Annotated in this window: 17 protein-coding genes; 8 read left to right on the top strand and 9 right to left on the bottom strand. The window is 68.7% G+C overall.

The features are described from left to right. Positions 1 to 68 precede the first annotated feature (68 nt). The 5 genes from ACVHNB_RS33030 to ACVHNB_RS33050 form a co-directional block, all read right to left on the bottom strand. The gene (locus ACVHNB_RS33030; protein ID WP_428954920.1) at positions 69 to 1,214 is read right to left on the bottom strand and encodes a DUF475 domain-containing protein; all 1,146 of its coding nucleotides are present in this window, start codon (positions 1,212 to 1,214) and stop codon (positions 69 to 71) included. Positions 1,215 to 1,295: 81 nt separating this feature from the next. Continuing rightward, entirely contained in the window at positions 1,296 to 1,871 is a 576-nt protein-coding gene (locus ACVHNB_RS33035; protein WP_428954919.1) for a TerD family protein, read from the bottom strand. Positions 1,872 to 1,976: 105 nt separating this feature from the next. Beyond that, entirely contained in the window at positions 1,977 to 2,552 is a 576-nt protein-coding gene (locus ACVHNB_RS33040; protein ID WP_428954918.1) for a TerD family protein, read from the bottom strand. A 130-nt stretch (positions 2,553 to 2,682) separates the two neighbouring features. Next, positions 2,683 to 3,141 (bottom strand): peroxiredoxin, encoded by a 459-nt coding sequence (locus ACVHNB_RS33045; protein WP_428954917.1) that lies wholly within the window; start codon positions 3,139 to 3,141, stop codon positions 2,683 to 2,685. Between the two features lie 164 nt (positions 3,142 to 3,305). Further along, positions 3,306 to 3,737 (bottom strand): DUF3052 domain-containing protein, encoded by a 432-nt coding sequence (locus ACVHNB_RS33050; RefSeq protein ID WP_324776036.1) that lies wholly within the window; start codon positions 3,735 to 3,737, stop codon positions 3,306 to 3,308. Between the two features lie 432 nt (positions 3,738 to 4,169). Here ACVHNB_RS33050 and aceE point away from each other — a divergent pair, with 432 nt between their 5' ends. Further along, positions 4,170 to 6,917: a pyruvate dehydrogenase (acetyl-transferring), homodimeric type gene (gene aceE, locus ACVHNB_RS33055; RefSeq protein ID WP_456226568.1), complete on the top strand. Its 2,748-nt coding sequence runs from the start codon at positions 4,170 to 4,172 to the stop codon at positions 6,915 to 6,917. A gap of 331 nt (positions 6,918 to 7,248) precedes the next feature. Here aceE and ACVHNB_RS33060 read toward each other — a convergent pair whose 3' ends face one another. The 3 genes from ACVHNB_RS33060 to ACVHNB_RS33070 form a co-directional block, all read right to left on the bottom strand. Continuing rightward, positions 7,249 to 7,518: a small hydrophobic protein gene (locus ACVHNB_RS33060; RefSeq protein ID WP_428954915.1), complete on the bottom strand. Its 270-nt coding sequence runs from the start codon at positions 7,516 to 7,518 to the stop codon at positions 7,249 to 7,251. A gap of 101 nt (positions 7,519 to 7,619) precedes the next feature. Beyond that, the gene (locus ACVHNB_RS33065) at positions 7,620 to 7,994 is read right to left on the bottom strand and encodes a peptidase inhibitor family I36 protein (RefSeq protein WP_428954914.1); all 375 of its coding nucleotides are present in this window, start codon (positions 7,992 to 7,994) and stop codon (positions 7,620 to 7,622) included. 244 nt (positions 7,995 to 8,238) lie between these two features. Continuing rightward, positions 8,239 to 9,849 carry an MFS transporter gene (locus ACVHNB_RS33070; RefSeq protein WP_456226569.1) on the bottom strand — a complete coding sequence of 537 codons (1,611 nt, stop codon included), beginning with the start codon at positions 9,847 to 9,849 and terminating at the stop codon, positions 8,239 to 8,241. Between the two features lie 110 nt (positions 9,850 to 9,959). Between ACVHNB_RS33070 and ACVHNB_RS33075 the strand changes: the two genes are divergently transcribed. From ACVHNB_RS33075 to ACVHNB_RS33105, 7 genes are all read left to right on the top strand, one after another. Then, positions 9,960 to 10,601, top strand: a complete 642-nt coding sequence (locus ACVHNB_RS33075) for a TetR/AcrR family transcriptional regulator (protein ID WP_428954912.1) — start codon at positions 9,960 to 9,962, stop codon at positions 10,599 to 10,601. A gap of 183 nt (positions 10,602 to 10,784) precedes the next feature. Continuing rightward, entirely contained in the window at positions 10,785 to 11,996 is a 1,212-nt protein-coding gene (locus ACVHNB_RS33080; protein ID WP_456226570.1) for an alpha/beta hydrolase, read from the top strand. Positions 11,997 to 12,072: 76 nt separating this feature from the next. Further along, entirely contained in the window at positions 12,073 to 12,951 is an 879-nt protein-coding gene (locus ACVHNB_RS33085) for a DUF4429 domain-containing protein (protein WP_456226571.1), read from the top strand. A 103-nt stretch (positions 12,952 to 13,054) separates the two neighbouring features. Continuing rightward, entirely contained in the window at positions 13,055 to 14,440 is a 1,386-nt protein-coding gene (locus ACVHNB_RS33090) for a sensor histidine kinase (protein WP_456226572.1), read from the top strand. A 15-nt stretch (positions 14,441 to 14,455) separates the two neighbouring features. Further along, positions 14,456 to 15,130, top strand: a complete 675-nt coding sequence (locus ACVHNB_RS33095; protein WP_428954908.1) for a response regulator — start codon at positions 14,456 to 14,458, stop codon at positions 15,128 to 15,130. A 247-nt stretch (positions 15,131 to 15,377) separates the two neighbouring features. Beyond that, positions 15,378 to 16,508 (top strand): alpha/beta hydrolase, encoded by a 1,131-nt coding sequence (locus ACVHNB_RS33100; protein ID WP_456226573.1) that lies wholly within the window; start codon positions 15,378 to 15,380, stop codon positions 16,506 to 16,508. After that, complete coding sequence (locus ACVHNB_RS33105; RefSeq protein WP_456226574.1) at positions 16,505 to 17,737, top strand: acyltransferase family protein; 1,233 nt, start codon at positions 16,505 to 16,507, stop codon at positions 17,735 to 17,737. The genes ACVHNB_RS33100 and ACVHNB_RS33105 overlap by 4 nt, the downstream gene beginning before the upstream one ends. 274 nt (positions 17,738 to 18,011) lie before the next feature. Here the strand turns inward: ACVHNB_RS33105 and ACVHNB_RS33110 are convergent, their stop codons facing one another. Beyond that, positions 18,012 to 18,494, bottom strand: a complete 483-nt coding sequence (locus tag ACVHNB_RS33110) for a MerR family transcriptional regulator (protein ID WP_428954905.1) — start codon at positions 18,492 to 18,494, stop codon at positions 18,012 to 18,014. Between the last annotated feature and the right edge of the window lie 32 nt (positions 18,495 to 18,526).

Here is an 18,526-nt window from a genome sequence, read left to right on the forward strand (position 1 = left end):
GTACGACCGCCCCGTTCAGAGGGTTCCAAGAAAGGCCCCCTGGTCAAACACCGGGCCTCGGGTTCCGGTCAGACCCCGGAGGACACCTCGGACTTGTCCGGGCTGCCCGAGCCGCCCTCTTCGGCCGCGAGCGCCTTGTTGCGGCGCACCGACGACCAGAAGGACCAGGCGATCAGGACGACACCGACGAGGCCCGTGATGACCTCGTTGATCTCGTAGCGGATGGTGACCAGCAGGATCACGGCCAGCGCGCCGATCGCGTAGTGCGCGCCGTGCTCCAGGTACACGTAGTCGTCCAGGGTGCCCTGGCGGACCAGGTAGACCGTGAGCGAACGGACGTACATGGCGCCGATGCCGAGGCCGAGCGCCATCAGCACGATGTCGTTCGTGATCGCGAAGGCGCCGATCACGCCGTCGAAGGAGAACGACGCGTCCAGGACCTCGAGGTAGAGGAACATGAAGAACGCGGCCTTGCCCGCCAGCGCCACGGCCGACTTGGGCTTGCCCTCACGGGCGGCCTTCTCCTCTTCCTCGTGCTCGCGCTCCTCCTCTTCCTCGAGACGGTTCTCGAAGAAGCCGGACAGACCGCCGACCACGAGATAGGTGATCAGACCCGCGACACCGGAGATGAGCACCGTCGCCTGCTTGTCGACGTGCACGCCGCCGTGCTGGTGGGCGTGGATCGCGAACGTCATCGAGGACACCAGCAGCACGATCAGCGCGATGCACACCGACAGCATGTCGACCTTGCCGAGCTTGGCCAGCGGCCGCTCGATCCAGCGCAGCCACTGGACGTCCCGCTCCTCGAAGATGAAGTCGAGGAAGATCATCAGCAGGAACATGCCACCGAACGCGGCGATCGACGGGTGCGCGTCGGTGACCAGCTGCTGGTAGCGGTCGGGCTGGTTGAACGCGAGGTCGACGGCCTCGATCGGGCCCATCTTGGCGCTGATCGCGACGATCACGACGGGGAAGACCAGTCGCATACCGAAGACCGCGATGAGCACACCGATCGTGAGGAAGATCTTCTGCCAGAAGGCATTCATCTTCTTCAGGACCCCGGCGTTGACCACCGCGTTGTCGAAGGACAGCGAGATCTCCAGGATGGCCAGGATCGCGACGACCCCGAACGCGGTCCATCCGTCGTAGAACACCGCTGCGATCAGACCGAGCACGGTGATCGCGAACGACCAGCCGAAGGTTTTCAGAACCACTGACTACCCCATCGTGTGTACGGGTTTCCCCGTGCTGGTTGTACGGGGCTCCCCCGCTCCGTGCACGGCTTTAGGAACGCTTTATGAAACGTTGACTCCGAAGTCTAGAGCGATGCCCCGAAGTCCGGACGCGTACCCCTGTCCCACGGCCCGGAACTTCCACTCCCCGCCGTACCTGTACACCTCGCCGAAGATCATCGCGGTCTCGGTGGAGGCGTCCTCGGAGAGGTCGTAGCGGGCCAGCTCCTGGCCGTCCGCCTGGTTCACGACACGAATGAACGCGTTGCTGACCTGTCCGAAGGTCTGCCCGCGGTTGTCCGCGTCGTGGATCGAGACGGGGAAGATGATCTTGTCGCAGGTGGCCGGCACCTTGGAGAGGTCGACGATGATCGACTCGTCGTCGCCCTCACCCTCGCCCGTGAGGTTGTCACCGGTGTGCTCGACCGAGCCGTCGGGGCTCGTGAGCTGGTTGTAGAAGATGAACCACTCGTCGCCCATGACCCGGCCGCCGCTGCACAGCAGCGCGCTGGCGTCGAGGTCGAAGTCGGCTCCGGTGGTGGAGCGTGCGTCCCATCCGAGCCCGACAAGGACCTGGGTGAGATTCGGTGCGGCCTTGGAGAGGGAGACATTGCCTCCCTTGGCGAGCGTGACGCCCATGATCTGGTCCTCCCCGGATGTAAGGCACTGCTGTTGTCGAGCGCGTCCGGCGCCGCACTGAAGCAGTGCGGCGCCGGACGGATGAGCGGGGTGCTGTACTTCGGCTCAGACGTTGACGCCGAAGTCCTGCGCGATACCGCGCAGACCCGACGCGTAGCCCTGGCCGATGGCACGGAACTTCCACTCGGCACCGTGCCGGTACAGCTCACCGAAGACCATCGCGGTCTCGGTGGAGGCGTCCTCGGAGAGGTCGTAGCGGGCGATCTCCGCCTCGCCCGCCTGGTTCACGACGCGGATGAACGCGTTGCGCACCTGGCCGAACGACTGCTGGCGGTTCTCGGCGTCGTAGATCGACACCGGGAAAACGATCTTGTCCACGTCGGCCGGGACCGTCGCGAGGTTGACCTTGATCTGCTCGTCGTCGCCCTCGCCCTCACCGGTGATGTTGTCGCCGGTGTGCTCGACCGAGCCGTCCGCGCTCTTCAGGTTGTTGAAGAACACGAAGTCCTGGTCGTTGCGGACCTTGCCCTCGGCGCTGGTCAGAATGGCGCTGGCGTCGAGGTCGAAGTCCGTACCGGTGGTGGTACGGACGTCCCAACCGAGGCCCACGACGACCGCCGTGAGGCCCGGGGCCTCCTTGCTCAGCGATACGTTGCCGCCCTTGCTGAGGCTGACTCCCACGAGTCCTCCCTATGGTCTTGGGGGCGGGGAGCCCCGTAGTGCGTCTGGCATCGGATCAACGTCTGGATCCTAGTGACGGGTTCCCGCCTCCGGCGAGGCTTAATACAGGGTGTCGTACCCCGGAGGGGTCTCAGAGAGCGTCGATCGCCTTGACGTACTCGTTCAGGTCACGGGCGTCCGGCAGGCCGTTGACGACGGTCCAGCGGACCACGCCCTCCTTGTCGATGATGAAGGTGCCGCGCACCGCGCAGCCCTTCTCCTCGTCGAAGACGCCGTACGCGCGCGAGGTCTCGCCGTGCGGCCAGAAGTCGCTCAGCAGCGGGTACTCCAGGCCCTCCTGCTCGGCGAAGACGCGCAGCGTGAACGGGGAGTCGTTCGAGACGGCGAGCAGCTGCACGTCGTCGTTGACGAACGCGGGCAGCTCGTCGCGCAGCGCGCAGAGCTCGCCGGTGCACACCCCGGTGAAAGCGAACGGGTAGAAGAGCAGCACCACGTTCTTCTCGCCGCGGTAGTCCGAGAGCTTCACGGTCTCGCCGTGCTGGTTCTTCAGCTCGAACTCCGGAGCCTTGGTGCCGACCTCGATCGCCATGGTGAAGCTTCCCTTCGATGGGGCTGTTCGGGTGGCTTCAGCCTAGTTGGCGATCCGGAACGGCCGCCCACCGGCCGCCCGGCCGCGGGCATGCGTAAGGCCCTGTGGGCGCACTTTCGTGCCCACAGGGCCCTCCACGTGGGATCTCCGCTCCGCCGGGACGGCTACCGCTTCTTGGCGGCCGTCTTGGGCGTCACCAGCCTGCTCCCGGTCCAGTCCTTGCCGACGCTGACGCCCTTGGTCTGCGAGAGGCCGGCGGTGGTGGCGGCCTCGCCGATCTCGCTCGGCTCGACGTACCCGTCCCGTCCGGTCTTCGGCGTCAGAAGCAGGATGTAACCGCCGTCTTCGATGTACGTGGTGGTATCCACCAGCGCATCAGTAAGGTCCCCGTCGTCCTCACGGAACCAGAGCACCACGGCATCAGCCACGTCGTCATAGTCCTCGTCGACGAGCTCGGTGGTGGTTGTGGCCTCGATGGCCTCACGGAGCTCTTGATCGACGTCCTCGTCGTAGCCGATCTCCTGGACCACCATGTCGGTCTGGAAACCAAGCCTCACGGCAAGGTTCGTCTCCGCGTGGTCCGCGGTCGCGCTCACGGATTGCCTCCTGATCATGTTTACGAAGTTGTCTGCAGCATCGCGCACGCGCGAAGCGTTGGCCGTAGTCCACACGTGCGCGACGGATCGCGCAAGTACCCGGCCGTCTAGACCGCCGAAACGGTGACGTTCCAGGCCGTGCCACCACAACCCCTGTCAAGGATTCCCACAGGTCAGTGATGTACGCCACACCGATCTGCCAGGTTTGCCCGCCCTGCCCCGGCACACAGCGTAACCGGGACCGAACAGACGCAGGGAACACCTGAGCGAGATGGGCGTATCGTTGCGATTTGTTCGCAGCCGCTCGAGGATCACGCGCCGGACCTTCGGATTACCTCTCGGTAGAGATGACGATTCCGATTCCGAGGTACACGATGGACACCGGCGCAGCCGACAGTGGAACAGTGGCATCACCGACAGTGAAGGAACAGCGTGGCTTCCGGATCCGATCGCAACCCGATCATCATTGGCGGTCTTCCCAGCCAGGTCCCGGACTTCGATCCAGAAGAGACCCAGGAGTGGCTCGACTCCCTTGACGCCGCAGTGGACGAACGCGGCCGCGAGCGGGCCCGCTACCTGATGCTCCGACTGATCGAGCGGGCCCGCGAGAAGCGCGTGGCCGTGCCCGAGATGCGCAGCACGGACTACATCAACACGATCGCCACCAAGGACGAACCGTTCTTCCCCGGCAACGAGGAGATCGAGCGCAAGGTCCTCAACGCCACCCGGTGGAACGCAGCGGTGATGGTGTCCCGCGCCCAGCGCCCCGGCATCGGCGTCGGCGGACACATCGCCACGTTCGCCTCCTCGGCGTCGCTGTACGACGTGGGCTTCAACCACTTCTTCCGTGGCAAGGACGAGGGCGACGGCGGCGACCAGATCTTCTTCCAGGGGCACGCCTCGCCGGGCATCTACGCCCGCGCGTATCTCCTGGACCGGCTCACCGAGGACCAGCTCGACGCCTTCCGCCAGGAGAAGTCGAAGGCGCCCAACGGCCTTTCCTCGTACCCGCATCCGCGCCTCATGCCGGACTTCTGGGAGTTCCCCACCGTCTCCATGGGCCTCGGCCCGCTCGGCGCGATCTTCCAGGCCCGGATGAACCGCTACATGGAGGCCCGTGGCATCACGCAGACCTCCACGTCGCACGTGTGGGCCTTCCTCGGCGACGGCGAGATGGACGAGCCCGAGTCCCTCGGCCAGCTCTCCATCGCCGCCCGTGAGGGTCTCGACAACCTCACCTTCGTCGTCAACTGCAACCTGCAGCGCCTCGACGGTCCGGTGCGCGGCAACGGCAAGATCATCCAGGAGCTGGAGTCCCAGTTCCGCGGGGCCGGCTGGAACGTCATCAAGCTCGTCTGGGACCGCAGTTGGGACCCGCTGCTCGCACAGGACCGCGACGGTGTGCTGGTCAACAAGCTGAACACCACGCCCGACGGCCAGTTCCAGACCTACGCCACCGAGCCCGGCTCGTACATCCGCGAGCACTTCTTCAACGACGACCACCGGCTGCGCGCCATGGTCGAGAACATGACCGACGACCAGATCCTGCACCTGGGCCGCGGCGGTCACGACCACAAGAAGATCTTCGCGGCGTTCACGGCGGCCAAGGAGCACAGGGGTCAGCCGACGGTCATCCTCGCGCAGACGGTGAAGGGCTGGACCCTCGGCCCGAACTTCGAGGGCCGCAACGCCACGCACCAGATGAAGAAGCTGACGGTCGACGACCTGAAGGGCTTCCGCGACCGGCTGCACATCCCGATCACGGACGCGCAGCTGGAGGGCGGCGCCCCGCCGTACTACCACCCCGGCCGCGACTCCGAAGAGATCCAGTACATGCACGACCGCCGCAAGGCGCTCGGCGGGTACGTCCCGACCCGTGTCGTGCGCGCGAAGCCGCTTCAGCTCCCGGACGACAAGGCGTACGCGGGTGTGAAGAAGGGCTCGGGCCAGCAGTCGATCGCCACCACCATGGCGTTCGTCCGGCTCCTGAAGGACCTCATGCGGGACAAGGAGATCGGCAAGCGCTTCGTGCTGATCGCGCCCGACGAGTACCGCACCTTCGGCATGGACTCCTTCTTCCCGAGCGCGAAGATCTACAACCCGCTCGGCCAGCAGTACGAGTCCGTGGACCGCGAACTCCTGCTCGCCTACAAGGAGTCGCCGACCGGCCAGATGCTGCACGACGGCATCTCGGAGGCGGGGTGCACGGCCTCCCTGATCGCCGCCGGCTCCGCCTACGCGACGCACGGCGAGCCTCTGATCCCGGTCTACGTCTTCTACTCGATGTTCGGTTTCCAGCGCACCGGCGACCAGTTCTGGCAGATGGCCGACCAGCTGGCGCGCGGGTTCGTCCTCGGTGCGACCGCGGGCCGCACGACGCTGACCGGCGAAGGTCTCCAGCACGCCGACGGTCACTCGCAGCTGCTGGCCTCGACCAACCCCGGCTGTGTCGCCTACGACCCGGCGTACGCCTACGAGATCGCGCACATCGTCAAGGACGGTCTGCGCCGGATGTACGGCCCGACCGAGGACGGCAAGCCCGGCGAGGACGTCTTCTACTACCTCACCGTCTACAACGAGCCGATCCAGCACCCCGCGGAACCGGCCGATGTCGACGTCGAGGGCATCCTCAAGGGCATCCACCGCATCAGCACCGGGACCGCGGGCACGATCCCCGCGCAGATCATGGCGTCGGGTGTCGGCGTCCCCTGGGCGCTGGAGGCCCAGCAGATCCTCGCGCAGGAGTGGAACGTGCGGGCCGACGTGTGGTCCGCGACCTCGTGGAACGAACTGCGCCGCGAGGCAGTGGAAGTGGAGCGCCACAATCTGCTGCACCCCGAGGAGGAGCAGCGCACGCCCTACGTCACGCAGAAGCTGTCCGGCTCGGAGGGTCCGTTCGTCGCGGTCTCCGACTGGATGCGCTCGGTGCCCGACCAGATCTCCCGCTGGGTGCCCGGCACCTACCAGTCGCTCGGTGCCGACGGGTTCGGCTTCGCCGACACCCGGGGCGCCGCGCGCCGCTTCTTCCACATCGACGCGCAGTCGGTCGTGGTCGCGGTCCTCACCGAGCTGGCGCGTGAGGGCAAGGTCGACCGCTCGGTCCTCAAGCAGGCGATCGACCGGTACCAGCTGCTCGACGTCACGGCCGCCGACCCGGGCGCGGCCGGGGGCGACGCGTAGCAGTCCGCTTGTCCGAGGGCGGCGGGGCTTTGGGCCCCGCCGCCTTCCGGCTTTTCCTGCGAGGCGATGTGCTGGCGTCGGGCATGGCACAGGCAGGCGCGGCGCCAGCGGCGCGGCGCCGGCAGGCGTGGCGCCACCGGGCGTCCCCCAGGCGGTTGCACCCATGGCTCCGGGTGAGCCGGATGTACCGCAGCCCGGCGGCGCGGGTGCCTCCGGAGACGGCCCCGGGAACTCGTCCGGGGCCGCGTGGAGTTGACCGCGCGGAGCGGTCAGCCGCTCGGACTCGGGCTCGGAACCGCCCGCCCGCGGCGTGACCGGTCGCCGAGGCCGGTCAGGCGATCGCGAGCAGGGTGTCGATCGCGCCGAGGACCACGGCGACCAGCGCCGGCACGGACTGTGTGCCGGCCCAGCGCCGGCCCATGGCCAGCCAGCCGCAGACCAGGGCGACCGGTCCCAGCACGATCCCCAGGACGAAGAACCCGGCGATCGCGCAGATGAACCCGATGATTCCGAGCGTCGCGCGGTCCGGCCCGCTCCGCGACCTCGTGCGACCGCGTGAACGGGGGTGCTTGCGCGTGGTGTGTCCGAAGCCCGCCATCATCACTCCTCGAGTTCGTCCGGACTCGGGCAATGCTTCGGGTACCCCGTCGGCCGTTGTCTATCGCGCGCGCTCTGTCCAACGCGCACGGCGCCCGGGTTGCGTCATCTCTCCCAGATCTTGAACGCCCGTGTGCGATAGGGCGATTCGGGTTCCCAGGTACCACTGCCGGGGTAGGTCTGGAACTCCCCTGTCTCCGCGCACTCCGCGGACTGATAGGTGGTGACGGGACGGCCGGTGCGATTGGCGAGGGACGCCGCGCTGCTCCCCTCCGGCAGCGCGACGCAGCTCTCGATGTCGGTCCCGGCCAGTTCGTAGGTGTGCCGGGGTCCCTTGAACCCGGCCTTGCCCCACAGGCACAGCTCCCCCGCCGCGCAGGCGCCGAGTGTCGGTGGCGACGCCGCGGCGGCGGGACCGGGTGTGAGAGCGGTCGCGGCGAGTGCGGCTGCGGTGACGATCATGGGCATGGACGTACGCATGTGTTTCAACCCCCGTGTCGTATCGACCAGTTGCGTTCGCGACTGATCGCTTGCCTCACACTTTGGCCCGGAGGATCAGGTTCCGGGAAGGGCTGCCGGGCGGCGTCACCCGGATAAGCGAAAGCCCCCGGAAAGTTCCCCGGGGGCTTCCCTCACAAGGGCGGTTTCAGCGCCTCGTCACGACTGAGGACAGTGCCGTCCGACACCCATGAGCTGGGGCGACGTACGCGGGATCCGTCCGGCGTCAGATGTGCGCGGCACCCGCACCCGCCTCCGCGTTGGCACCGCGCTTGGTCAGCATCGCGACGAGGATCGCGACGACCGCGACTCCCGAGGCGACCAGGCAGGCCAGGCTCATGCCGGAGATGAAGGTGTCGTGGGCGACGCTCGTGATCTTCTCGGCGAGCGCGGCCGGCGTGCCGGGCGGCACCGGGGCGGCGCCGACCTGCACGGCCTCGGAGGCCTGGTCCAGCTGCGTGGCCGAGAGCGGCGGGAGCTTGGCGTCCGCCCAGTTGCCCGCGAAATCGCTGTCGACCTTCGACGCCATGACGGCACCGAGGACGGCGGTGCCGAGGCTGCCGCCGATCTGCATGGCGGCCTGCTGGAGTCCGCCGGCGACGCCAGAGAGCTCCATCGCCGCGTTGCCCACGATGACTTCGGTGGCGCCCACCATCACCGGCGCGAGGCCGAGGCCGAGCAGTCCGAACCAGACGGACATGATGCCGCTGCCGGTGCCCGCCTCCAGCGTGGACATGCCGTACATGGCGATGGCCGTGCACGTCATGCCGCCCGCGAGCGGGATGCGCGGGCCGACCTTCGTGATCATCGCGCCCGCCAGCGGCGAGGCGACGATCATCATGCCGGTCAGCGGCAGCAGGTGCAGACCGCTGTCGATCGGGCTCATGCCGTGCACGTTCTGCAGGTAGAAGGTGACGAAGAACAGACCGCCCATGAACGCGATGGCCATGAGCACCATCAGGACCACACCGGCCGACAGCGGCACGGAACGGAACAGGGACAGCGGGATGAGCGGCTCCGCGACGCGGGTCTCCCAGATCGCGAACAGCGCGAAGCAGAGCACGGACGCGGCGATGAACGTCCACGTCATCCCGTCGCCCCAGCCCCACGCCGGCGCCTTGATGAGGGCCCAGACCAAGCAGAACATCGCGCCGGACAGCAGCAGGATGCCGGCGATGTCGAAGGACCGCGGCGCGTTCTTGGCACGGTGGTCCAGGAGGATGACGAGCCCGAGGACGAGAGCCAGGACGCCCACGGGAACGTTGATGAAGAAGACGGACTGCCAGCTGACGTGCTCGACGAGCACACCGCCGAGGATCGGACCACCCGCGGTCGACGCACCGATCACCATGCCCCAGATACCGATCGCCATGTTCAGCTTCTCGGCGGGGAAGGTGGCCCGCAGCAGGCCGAGCGCGGCGGGCATGAGCAGCGCGCCGAACAGACCCTGGAACACGCGGAACGTGATGACGAACGCGATGCTGTCGGACAGACCGATGGCTCCCGAGGCGGCGGCGAAGCCGACCACGCCTATGAGGAAGGTCTGCCGGTGTCCGAACCGGTCGCCGAGCTTGCCCGCGGTGATCAGCGTGACCGCGAGGGCGAGGAAGTAGCCGTTGGTGATCCATTGGACGTCGGCGAAGCTCGCGCCGAGGTCCTTCTGAATGGCCGGGTTGGCGATGGCGACAATGGTGCCGTCGAGGGCAACCATCATCACGCCGATCGCGACGGAGAAGAGAGTCAGCCAGGGGTGGCCGCGCAGCCCCTTGGCCGGTGCCGGGACGGGGTCGGGCTCCGGAACCCGGTCCGTCTTGTCGACAGTGGTCTGACTAGTCATGTGTTCGAGGCTAGTGACAGCCCCTGACAGTTGACAAAGCATTTCACAAGTCGGTAACTGTCACGTCGCTCACAGTACGGTGGTCTGCACAAACAGCCAGAAAGAGGACCATGGCGCCCCGATTGAACCTGCGTGAACTCAAGAAGCAGCGCACGCGAAACGCTCTGCTGCGCTCCGCACTTGAGCTCTTCACGTCCCAGGGGTTCGACCGCACCACGGTCGACGAGATCACCGAGGCCTGCGAGGTCTCCCAGCGCACCTTCTTCCGCTATTTCGCGAACAAGGAAGAGGCCGCTTTCGCCGTACAGGAGATGGTGGAGTCACGTTTCGTCGCCGCGCTGCGCGAACGCCCTGCCGCGGAGAGCCCGTTCGAGGCGCTGCGCCACACGGTCCTCGGCACCTGGGAGGCCCTGAGCCGCTCGGTGGAGGAGGTCATCCCCGTCGAACTCCACATGCGCACCTACCAGATGATCGAGTCGACACCCACGCTGCTCGCGGCGCACCTGCGCCGCTCCACCGAACTGGAGGAGGAGATCGCGGGCGTGATCGCCGAGCGGGAGGGGCTGGACATGGACGCCGATCCGCGACCGCGCGTGGCCGTGGCCGCGTTCAGCGGCGTGATGCGGATGACCGGGCGGCTGTGGGGCGCCGGCGAGGACGCGAGTGTCGATGCCATTCGTGCGCTCACCGAGTCGTATCTCGACCATCTGAAGCCGTCGTTGGGCGAGCGATGGAGTCATGACCGAGTGTGATCGACGTGGGCGCCGTCACGTGACCCCGGTCGCACTCCCGCGCGCGTGAGGCGCCTTCTTCGCCTACGCAGCGTGAAGGCTTGACTGCAACTATGCCCGGTTTTACCCAAATACACCCCGGAAACCGTGATCTGCCTCACCCGCTGCACGGAGTGCCCCGCGCTTCTCCTAGGGTGTCCCGCAGTGACTTCCTTCGACTCGTCCCCCCAACTCAACGTCTGGCGCGCACTGCTTGCGCTGGCCGTCGTGTTCGTCATGCTGGCGACCACCGGCTGGACCGCGGTGCGTCATCACCGGGGCGTCACATCGCCGCTCCAGGCCGCGCTCACCGCATGGGAGCACGGCAGTCTGAACGGACGGGCCCTGCCCGCGCCCGACGGTTCCCCCACCCGCCTCGCGCACTTCTTCGCCTCGCTGACACCGCACCAGCGCAGCCGTCTCGCCGATCGCTACCCGCTCGCGGTCGGCAACATGAACGGCGCACCCGTCGAGCTTCGCTATCGCGCGAACCGGGTCGCCCTCGACCAGGCCCGCAAGGTCGAGGCCAAACGCATGCACGACGTCCGGCTGTCCACCGTCGGCCACCACGACGCCGAGCAACGCATGAAGCGCTTCGCGCTCCTGAAGAATCCCGACCGCAAGATCCTCGCCTTCGACCCCATGGGCAACGGCCGGGTCGCCGAGGTCTTCGGCAACCTGGACAAGGCCCAGCGCGTCTCGGTCGTCGTGCCGGGGGTCGACACGAATGTGCTGACCTTCCAGCGCACGTTCCGCAAGTACTCGGCTCCTGTGGGCATGGCCCGCTCCTTGTACTCCGCCGAGCGCGCGGCGAGCCCCCACACCCGCACCGCTGTCATCGCGTGGGCCGACTACACGGCCCCGATCGGCCTCGGGGTGGACGCCGCCACGTCCATGCGCGCCGACGACGGCGCGGTCCGGCTCAACTCCATGCTGCGCGGCCTGCCCGGCCGCTCCCCCGTCGCCCTGTACTGCCACAGCTACGGCTCCGTGGTGTGCGGAGTGGCGGCGCACGACCTGCCCTCGCGGGTCAGTGACATCGCCGTGGCCGGCAGCCCGGGCATGCGTGCCGAGAACGCTTCGGGACTGCACACCCACGCGCGCGTGTGGGCCACCCGCGACAAGGACGACTGGATCCAGGACGTGCCCTACATGGAGGTGGGCGGCCTCGGGCACGGCGCCGACCCGGTCTCCTCGGGCTTCGGCGCACGGGTCGTCTCCTCAGCGGACGCCAAGGGTCACACCGGTTACTTCGCACCGGGCACCGAGAGCCTCAGCAACTTCGCCGAGATCGGAACTGGCTCGTACCGATCGGTGCGGTGTGCGGACGCGAACCAGCACTGTCGGGAGGGTTTTTCCGGCAGTGCCTCGACCTGACGCGCGTAGAAATCTGCGAAACAGCGGTCTGACGCAACAGGCGACGGAGGCGCGCGTGCCGCATACGATGAGCCGCATGGGTGACGTACTGGCCGGATTTCATGCCGCCTGGGAGTTCGAGTCCGACTCCGTGCTCATCCGCTTCGAACGGGGGATCCGCACGCCGAAGCTCCTTCAGGCGCTCGGCGAACGCCGCATCCCTCTGGAAGCGATCGCGGCGGTGACTCTGACTCCTGGTAAGCGCGGGACCGTAGTTCTGCGTGCCGTGCCGAGACCGGGCACCGATCCGCTGATGGACGCCGCGGCGGGCCAGCTCAAGGAGGGCAGCGACCCTTATCGCCTGGTGCTGCCCGCGGAGCGGGAGACCCTCGCCGAGTACTACGCGGACGAACTGCGCGGCCGGCTCGTCGCCGACGAGGACGTCTGGCCGGACGGCTATCTGGTGGCGCCGCCCGCGGCTCCGCTGCACTTCAAGGGGTACGACGGCAAAGCCTCCTTCGACGGGACGTCGGTGTCGTTCCGCTGGTTCTGGACGGGCGCGTCGTCCGCGAAGTGGAAGGCCGGGGACAAGACGTTCCCGGTCTCCGGTCTGAGCGGCGTGGAGTGGCGCTCCCCCGAGCTGTTCGAGGGGCATCTGCGACTGCTGCACCGTGACGCGGCCGAGGAACAGCCGGGGCAGGCCGATCAGGATCCGGCCGCCGTGGTCTTCGGACTCGGCTACGGGCCGGTGCACGAGTCGCTCCCCTTCGCCGCCTCGGTGCTCGCCGCCGTGCGGTCCACGGGCTCCACGCCGGTGCCGGCCGGGCACCTGCGCGCCGAGTCCGCCACGGCCGGACGCCGTGACCCGGCGGACATCGCCGAGCGCATCCGTCATCTCGGCGAGCTGCACCAGGCGGGGCTGGTCACGGACGCGGAGTTCACGACGAAGAAGGCCGAGCTGCTCGCGGAGCTGTGACAGCCGGGTGAGCCAGGTGGCTGGTGATACCCGGGTATGAGGTGCGGTTGAGCACCTCGGTATGACGGCACGGGCCGGGCTCATTGCCTACGCTGAACGGGCCATGAGCACTGCACCGCCCCCTCCCGATCAGGCACCCCGCACACCGGACGAAGACTCCGGACGAGCGGGGCCCCGCCACATGTCCGGTGCGCCCGGGCATGGACTGCGCAGCGCGCGGGACAGGCTGGCCGCGGCCGGTTCGGCACTCACCGTCGCCGTCGGCGGCGACCGGTCCGAGCCGCTGCTGGCCCAGGCGCCCAAGCGCTGGATGCGGCTGCTGCCCTACGTGGTCGCGCTGGGATTCGTCGCAGTGCTCATCCCGGTCACGACGCAGGTGTTGTCGCAGGACTACGGGGTCGGCGGCGGCCTCGCCGGCGCCATCGGTGTGGCACAAGCCGCTCCCCTGCTGCTCGCCGTCAGCCGCCCGCTGACCGCCTGGTACATCACGATCGTCGCCGTCGTGCTGGGCACGATCCCTGTGCTCCAGGGCGACGCACACCATCCGTCGCCGTGGACGCCCATGGTCGTCGTGGGCTATGTGGTGCTGTGCATCGCCCTGGCGCTGCGCGAGAGCCGCCGCACTCTCGTCGGCATCTGGCTGGTCACCGTCGTCGTCAGCATCGTCCTCGGCCTCTTCCGCGACGGGACGAGCCAGGACACGGGCGTGCTGCTCATCGTCCTGAGTGGCGGGGTACTGCTGTTGGGTGCTCTGTTGAGGGAGCGCGGCGAGACACAGCGCAAGCTCGTCGAGCAGGAGACGATCAGCGAGGCCGAGCGGACCCGCCGCACGCTGCTCGAGGAACGGGCGAGAATCGCCCGCGAGTTGCACGACGTCGTGGCTCATCACATGTCGGTGATTACGGTGCAGGCCGACTCCGCGCCCTACCGGCTGCCGGGCCTGAGCGGACCGACGCGCGAGGAGTTCGAGTCCATCGCCGCGGGAGCGCGCGAGTCGCTGACCGAGATGCGCCGCCTGCTTGCCGTGCTGCGCAGCGAGGACGCGCAGGGTGACCTGGCGCCCCAGCCGGGCCTCGCGCATCTGCGACAGCTGGTGGAGGCGACGATACGCGGAGGCGTACCGGCCGAGCTGTCGTACCCGGAGCTGACGCTCGTCGGTCAACTGACCGATGTGCCGCCCGCGGTGGACCTCTCCGCGTATCGCATCGTGCAGGAGGCACTGGCGAATGTGGTGCGGCACGCCCCCGGCGCACGAACACAGATCTCGGTCGGCCTGGACGACGACGCGCTGTTGGTGATCGTGGTCAACGGGCCGGCCGGGGAGCCCGTCTCCCCCATCGAGTCGACCGGCACGGGACACGGGCTGGTAGGGATGCGCGAGCGCGTACGGTTGGTCGGCGGCACGCTGGACGTGGGACCGCTGCCCGACGGAGGTTTCCGTGTCGCGGCCCGGATCCCGTTGACCGAGCCCGACTCTCCCACGGCGTAAAGGAATTCGGCCCGCATGACCATCCGCGTGATCATCGTCGACGACCAGAGCATGGTGCGGGCGGGATTCGCCGCGCTGCTGTCCGCGCAGAGCGACATCGACGTCGTGGGCGAGGCACCGGACGGCAGACAGGGCGTCGACGTCAGCCGGTCCACCCACCCCGATGTGGTCCTCATGGACGTACGGATGCCCGAGATGGACGGACTGGCGGCGACGCGCGAGCTGTTGGATCCGCCGCGGGGCGTCGTGCACCGCCCCAAGGTGATCATGCTGACCACGTTCGACGTGGACGACTATGTGTATGCCGCGCTGCGTGCGGGCGCGTCCGGCTTTCTGCTCAAGGACGCGCCGCCCGCCGATCTGATCGCCGCGGTGCGCATCGTCGCGGCGGGAGAGGCGCTGCTCGCGCCGACCGTCACCAAGCGGCTCATCGAGGACTTCGCCAAGACGCGGCCGACGCGCAGGGAGCGCTCCCCGCTGCTCAAGAGTCTGACGCCGCGCGAGTTGGAAGTGCTGGAGCTGATCGCACGCGGCCTGTCCAACCAGGAGATCGCGCAGAAGCTGGTCCTGGCTGAGCAGACCGTGAAGACCCATATCGGCCGGGTGCTGGCGAAGTTGGGGCTGCGCGACCGGGCACAGGCCGTGATCTTCGCGTACGAGTCCGGGCTCGTCACGCCAGGCGAGCAGTAGCACCCCTACCGGAGTACCGGTTCACCTGACGCACGCCCCGCGCCGCACCGGATCGCGCCCCGGCAACTCCATTGGTATCAGGACGTCTTGCGAGATCAGCGGCGTGCGGCCCTGACACCCCCTACTGCGGTATGAGGTACGCATACCCAGGTATCAGGCGCGAGTTGGCTCCGTAGTGTGACGTGCCGCCCGAAGCCGGCTCCTTACCTTCCCCTCGTCATGCCGACGGACGAAGGGGAGACGGGCGATGGGCCTGGGCTTTTGGAAACGACGCGGGCGCCGCACCCTGATCGCCGCCGCGCTCACGACGACGATCGTCGCGGGCACTGCGGGCTGGGCATCGGGACACGAGCAGCGTCCGCTCACCGGCCCGCCACCGGGCACCGCGTCCTGGCGTGCGGACGGCACTCTGGGGCGGCAGCTGCCCGATCCCGAGACGGCGACCCCCGCACGCATGGCCTCGTTCTTCCGCGGGCTGAGCGCGGCCGAGCAGCACAGGCTGGCCGCCCGGCACCCGTCGGTCGTCGGCAACCTGGACGGTGCGCCGACCTCCTTGCGCTACGAGGCGAACGGGCTGGCGTTGCGTGCCGAGCACGCCCGGGCCCGCGCGGACGCACAGGACACGGCGCTGACCCCGCAGGCGCGGGCAGCGGCACGCGCCCTCGCCGAGCGCTGCGCCGATCTCCTCACGCCCGGCCGCCGGGTACTCGCCTTCGACCCGCGGGGCCGAGGGCAAGTGGCCGAGGTGTACGGGGACTTGCGGACCGCCCGGCATGTCTCCGTCGTCGTCCCCGGCTCGGACATCGATCTGACGTCGTTCGACCGGACCAAGGAGGTGTACGGGACTCCGGCCGGGATGGCGAAGTCCCTGTACACAGCGGCGCACGGGCGTACGGCGGTGGTGGCGTGGGTCGGGTACACGACTCCGGTCGGTCTCGGCCCTGATGCCGCCACGGGCCGGCTCGCCGAGGCGGGAGCTCCCCGCCTGACCCGCTTCGTCCAGGGCCTCACCGCCTCGGGCGCACCGGAGCCGGCCGTCTTCTGCCACAGCTACGGATCGGTGGTGTGCGGGCGCGCTGCGTCCCGGCTGCCCGCGTCGGACCTGGTGGTGCTCGGCTCGCCCGGACTGCGCGCGGACAGCGTCTCCGATCTGCACACCAGAGCCCAGGTCTGGGCGGCGCGGGACGACAGCGACTGGATCTCCCGGGTGCCCCATGTCGAGCTTCTCGGCATGGGACACGGCGCCGACCCCACCGACCCCGCCTTCGGAGCGCGACGGGTGCCCGCCGAGCGCGCGAAGGGCCACACCGGCTATTTCGCGCCCGGCACGGACTCGCTGCGCGCCTTCACCGACATCGCCACCGGAGCGACCTCATGACCCTCACCACCTTGCGGGCCTCCGCCGCGTCGGCTGTCGCCACGATCGACGCGAGGACACCGGCCCACCGCGACCGGGCGGTGGACGGGCTGCGTGCCCTGGCGCTGCTCGCCGTACCGACCGGCCACTGGCTCCTCGGAGGCTTCACCCTGGACTCCCAAGGCGCCCTGCACAATGCGAGCCCGCTGTCCTCGTTCGGCTTCTTCGCACCCCTGAGTTGGATCCTGCAGATGCTCGGCGTCTTCTTTCTCGTGGGCGGGTACGCGTCGAGCCTGTCGTACCGCCGCGCTCGGGATCGCGGCACGTCGACGGCCTGCTGGCTGCGGGGCCGGCTGGCCCGGCTCGGCCGTCCGGTGCTGGGCGTGACGGCGGTCTGGGCCGTGATGCTTGCGGTCCTGTACGCCGTCGGGGTGCCGGAGACGACCTTGCGGACGGGCTCCACACTGGTGATACAGCCGCTCTGGTTCGTCGGTGTCTACACCGTGATCACCGCGCTCACGCCCTGGTGCATCCGGGTCGCCCGACGGCTCGGGGCCTGGTCCGCGGCGCCGCTCCTGGGCTCGGTGGCCGCCGTCGACTTCCTCCGGTACGGGCCCTTCGCCGCGGCGATGCCGTCCTGGCTGAGCCTGCTGAATCTCCTGCCGGGCTGGATGTTCGCCTACCAACTGGGCGTCTGCTGGGGCGAGAAGAGGCTCGGCAGGCGCGGCGCGTGGTTCCTGCTTGTCGGCGGAACAGCACTGTTCGCGGCGCTCCTGCTCGTCTTCCACTACCCGACGTCGATGGTCGGGGTACCGGGCGAGTCTCGGACGAACTCACATCCTCCGTCGCTTCTGGTGCTCGCTCTGGCGGCCGCGCAGAGCGGCGCCGCGATACTTCTGCGGGACCGCATCGGCCGTCTGCTGCGACGCCGACCGACGCTGTGGGCGCCGGTCGTAGTGATCAACCTGTCGGCGATGACCATCCTGTGCTGGCATCAGACGGCACTGCTCGCGGCAGCGGTCCCGGCGTCCTTCGCCGGGGCGATACCGGGCCTGACCACAGGCCCGGACACGCTGATCTGGATAGCGGCCCGCCTCGCGTGGCTGCCGCTGTTCGCGATACTCCTCGCCCTGATAGGTCGCTACGCGCGGGGCTTCGAATCGCCCTGGAAGCAGGTGAGTCGGGGGCGCCGGGCACTGGCGGGACTGCTCGCCGCAGGATTCGCGGTCTTCGCACTGGGTCTGGCGTGAAGGGCCTGGCGGGACCCACGGCCCCGCACGTCAGTCAGCAGGGAACGCCCCACCGTCAGGGGCGGCCGGCTGTGACGACGGGGGCCGCCCCCAGCAGGTCCGACAGCTCGGGCCGGACATTGAAGGCACCTGGCTGCCTGGGCCGGCGGAGAACGGGTTTGGGCGCGCCGTGTTCACCTGCCGGACCGTAGGTCCACTCCTTCACATACGGCCGCGATCATGATGGCCCACCACGGGCCCGCTGCTTCTCAACTCAACAGTGGAAAGCCACAGTTCAGACTCGCTCGGGCACCTGCTGGGCACCCGCATAGAAGTTGATCTTGTGGTCGAGTACGGCCAGGGTGTCCTGGAGTTCGGCCATCCGGTTCAGCACGTCGCGGCGGGTCGACTCGAGGAGCTCGCGGCGCTCCTCGAAGGTGTGCTCGCCCAGGCGGACGAGCTCGGCGTAGCGGACCATGTGGGCGACCGGCATGCCGGTGAGCCGCAACTTGCCGACGAAGGCGAGCCAGTCCAGGTCGCGATTGCTGTAGCGGCGCTGACCGGTGTGCGAGCGGTCGACATCGGGCATCAGGCCGATCCGCTCGTACCAGCGCAGGGTGTGCGCGGTCAGTCCGGTGAACGCGACGACCTCACTGATCGTGTAGCGGTCCTGGCCGTCCGGACGCGGATGGGCGCTCGGCGCCGAGGCACAGACATCGACCTTGGTCCGATCGGGCTCGGCCTGGGCACGTGCGGGCGTGGTCTCCATCACCGTCATGCCCCCACGCTAGAACCTTGGAGTGCGCTCCA

The sequence above is a fragment of the Streptomyces sp. YJ-C3 genome, assembly GCF_053891275.1.

Excerpts from the sequence above, each read along its gene's own strand:
- ACVHNB_RS33090 (WP_456226572.1), top strand. The coding sequence starts at position 13,055 with ATGAGCACTGCACCGCCCCCTCCCGATCAGGCACCCCGCACACCGGAC.
- ACVHNB_RS33045 (WP_428954917.1), bottom strand. The coding sequence starts at position 3,141 with ATGGCGATCGAGGTCGGCACCAAGGCTCCGGAGTTCGAGCTGAAGAAC.
- ACVHNB_RS33085 (WP_456226571.1), top strand. The coding sequence starts at position 12,073 with ATGGGTGACGTACTGGCCGGATTTCATGCCGCCTGGGAGTTCGAGTCC.
- ACVHNB_RS33105 (WP_456226574.1), top strand. The coding sequence starts at position 16,505 with ATGACCCTCACCACCTTGCGGGCCTCCGCCGCGTCGGCTGTCGCCACG.
- ACVHNB_RS33075 (WP_428954912.1), top strand. The coding sequence starts at position 9,960 with ATGGCGCCCCGATTGAACCTGCGTGAACTCAAGAAGCAGCGCACGCGA.
- ACVHNB_RS33060 (WP_428954915.1), bottom strand. The coding sequence starts at position 7,518 with ATGATGGCGGGCTTCGGACACACCACGCGCAAGCACCCCCGTTCACGC.
- ACVHNB_RS33035 (WP_428954919.1), bottom strand. The coding sequence starts at position 1,871 with ATGGGCGTCACGCTCGCCAAGGGAGGCAATGTCTCCCTCTCCAAGGCC.
- ACVHNB_RS33100 (WP_456226573.1), top strand. The coding sequence starts at position 15,378 with ATGGGCCTGGGCTTTTGGAAACGACGCGGGCGCCGCACCCTGATCGCC.
- ACVHNB_RS33095 (WP_428954908.1), top strand. The coding sequence starts at position 14,456 with ATGACCATCCGCGTGATCATCGTCGACGACCAGAGCATGGTGCGGGCG.
- ACVHNB_RS33110 (WP_428954905.1), bottom strand. The coding sequence starts at position 18,494 with ATGACGGTGATGGAGACCACGCCCGCACGTGCCCAGGCCGAGCCCGAT.
- ACVHNB_RS33070 (WP_456226569.1), bottom strand. The coding sequence starts at position 9,849 with ATGACTAGTCAGACCACTGTCGACAAGACGGACCGGGTTCCGGAGCCC.
- ACVHNB_RS33065 (WP_428954914.1), bottom strand. The coding sequence starts at position 7,994 with ATGCGTACGTCCATGCCCATGATCGTCACCGCAGCCGCACTCGCCGCG.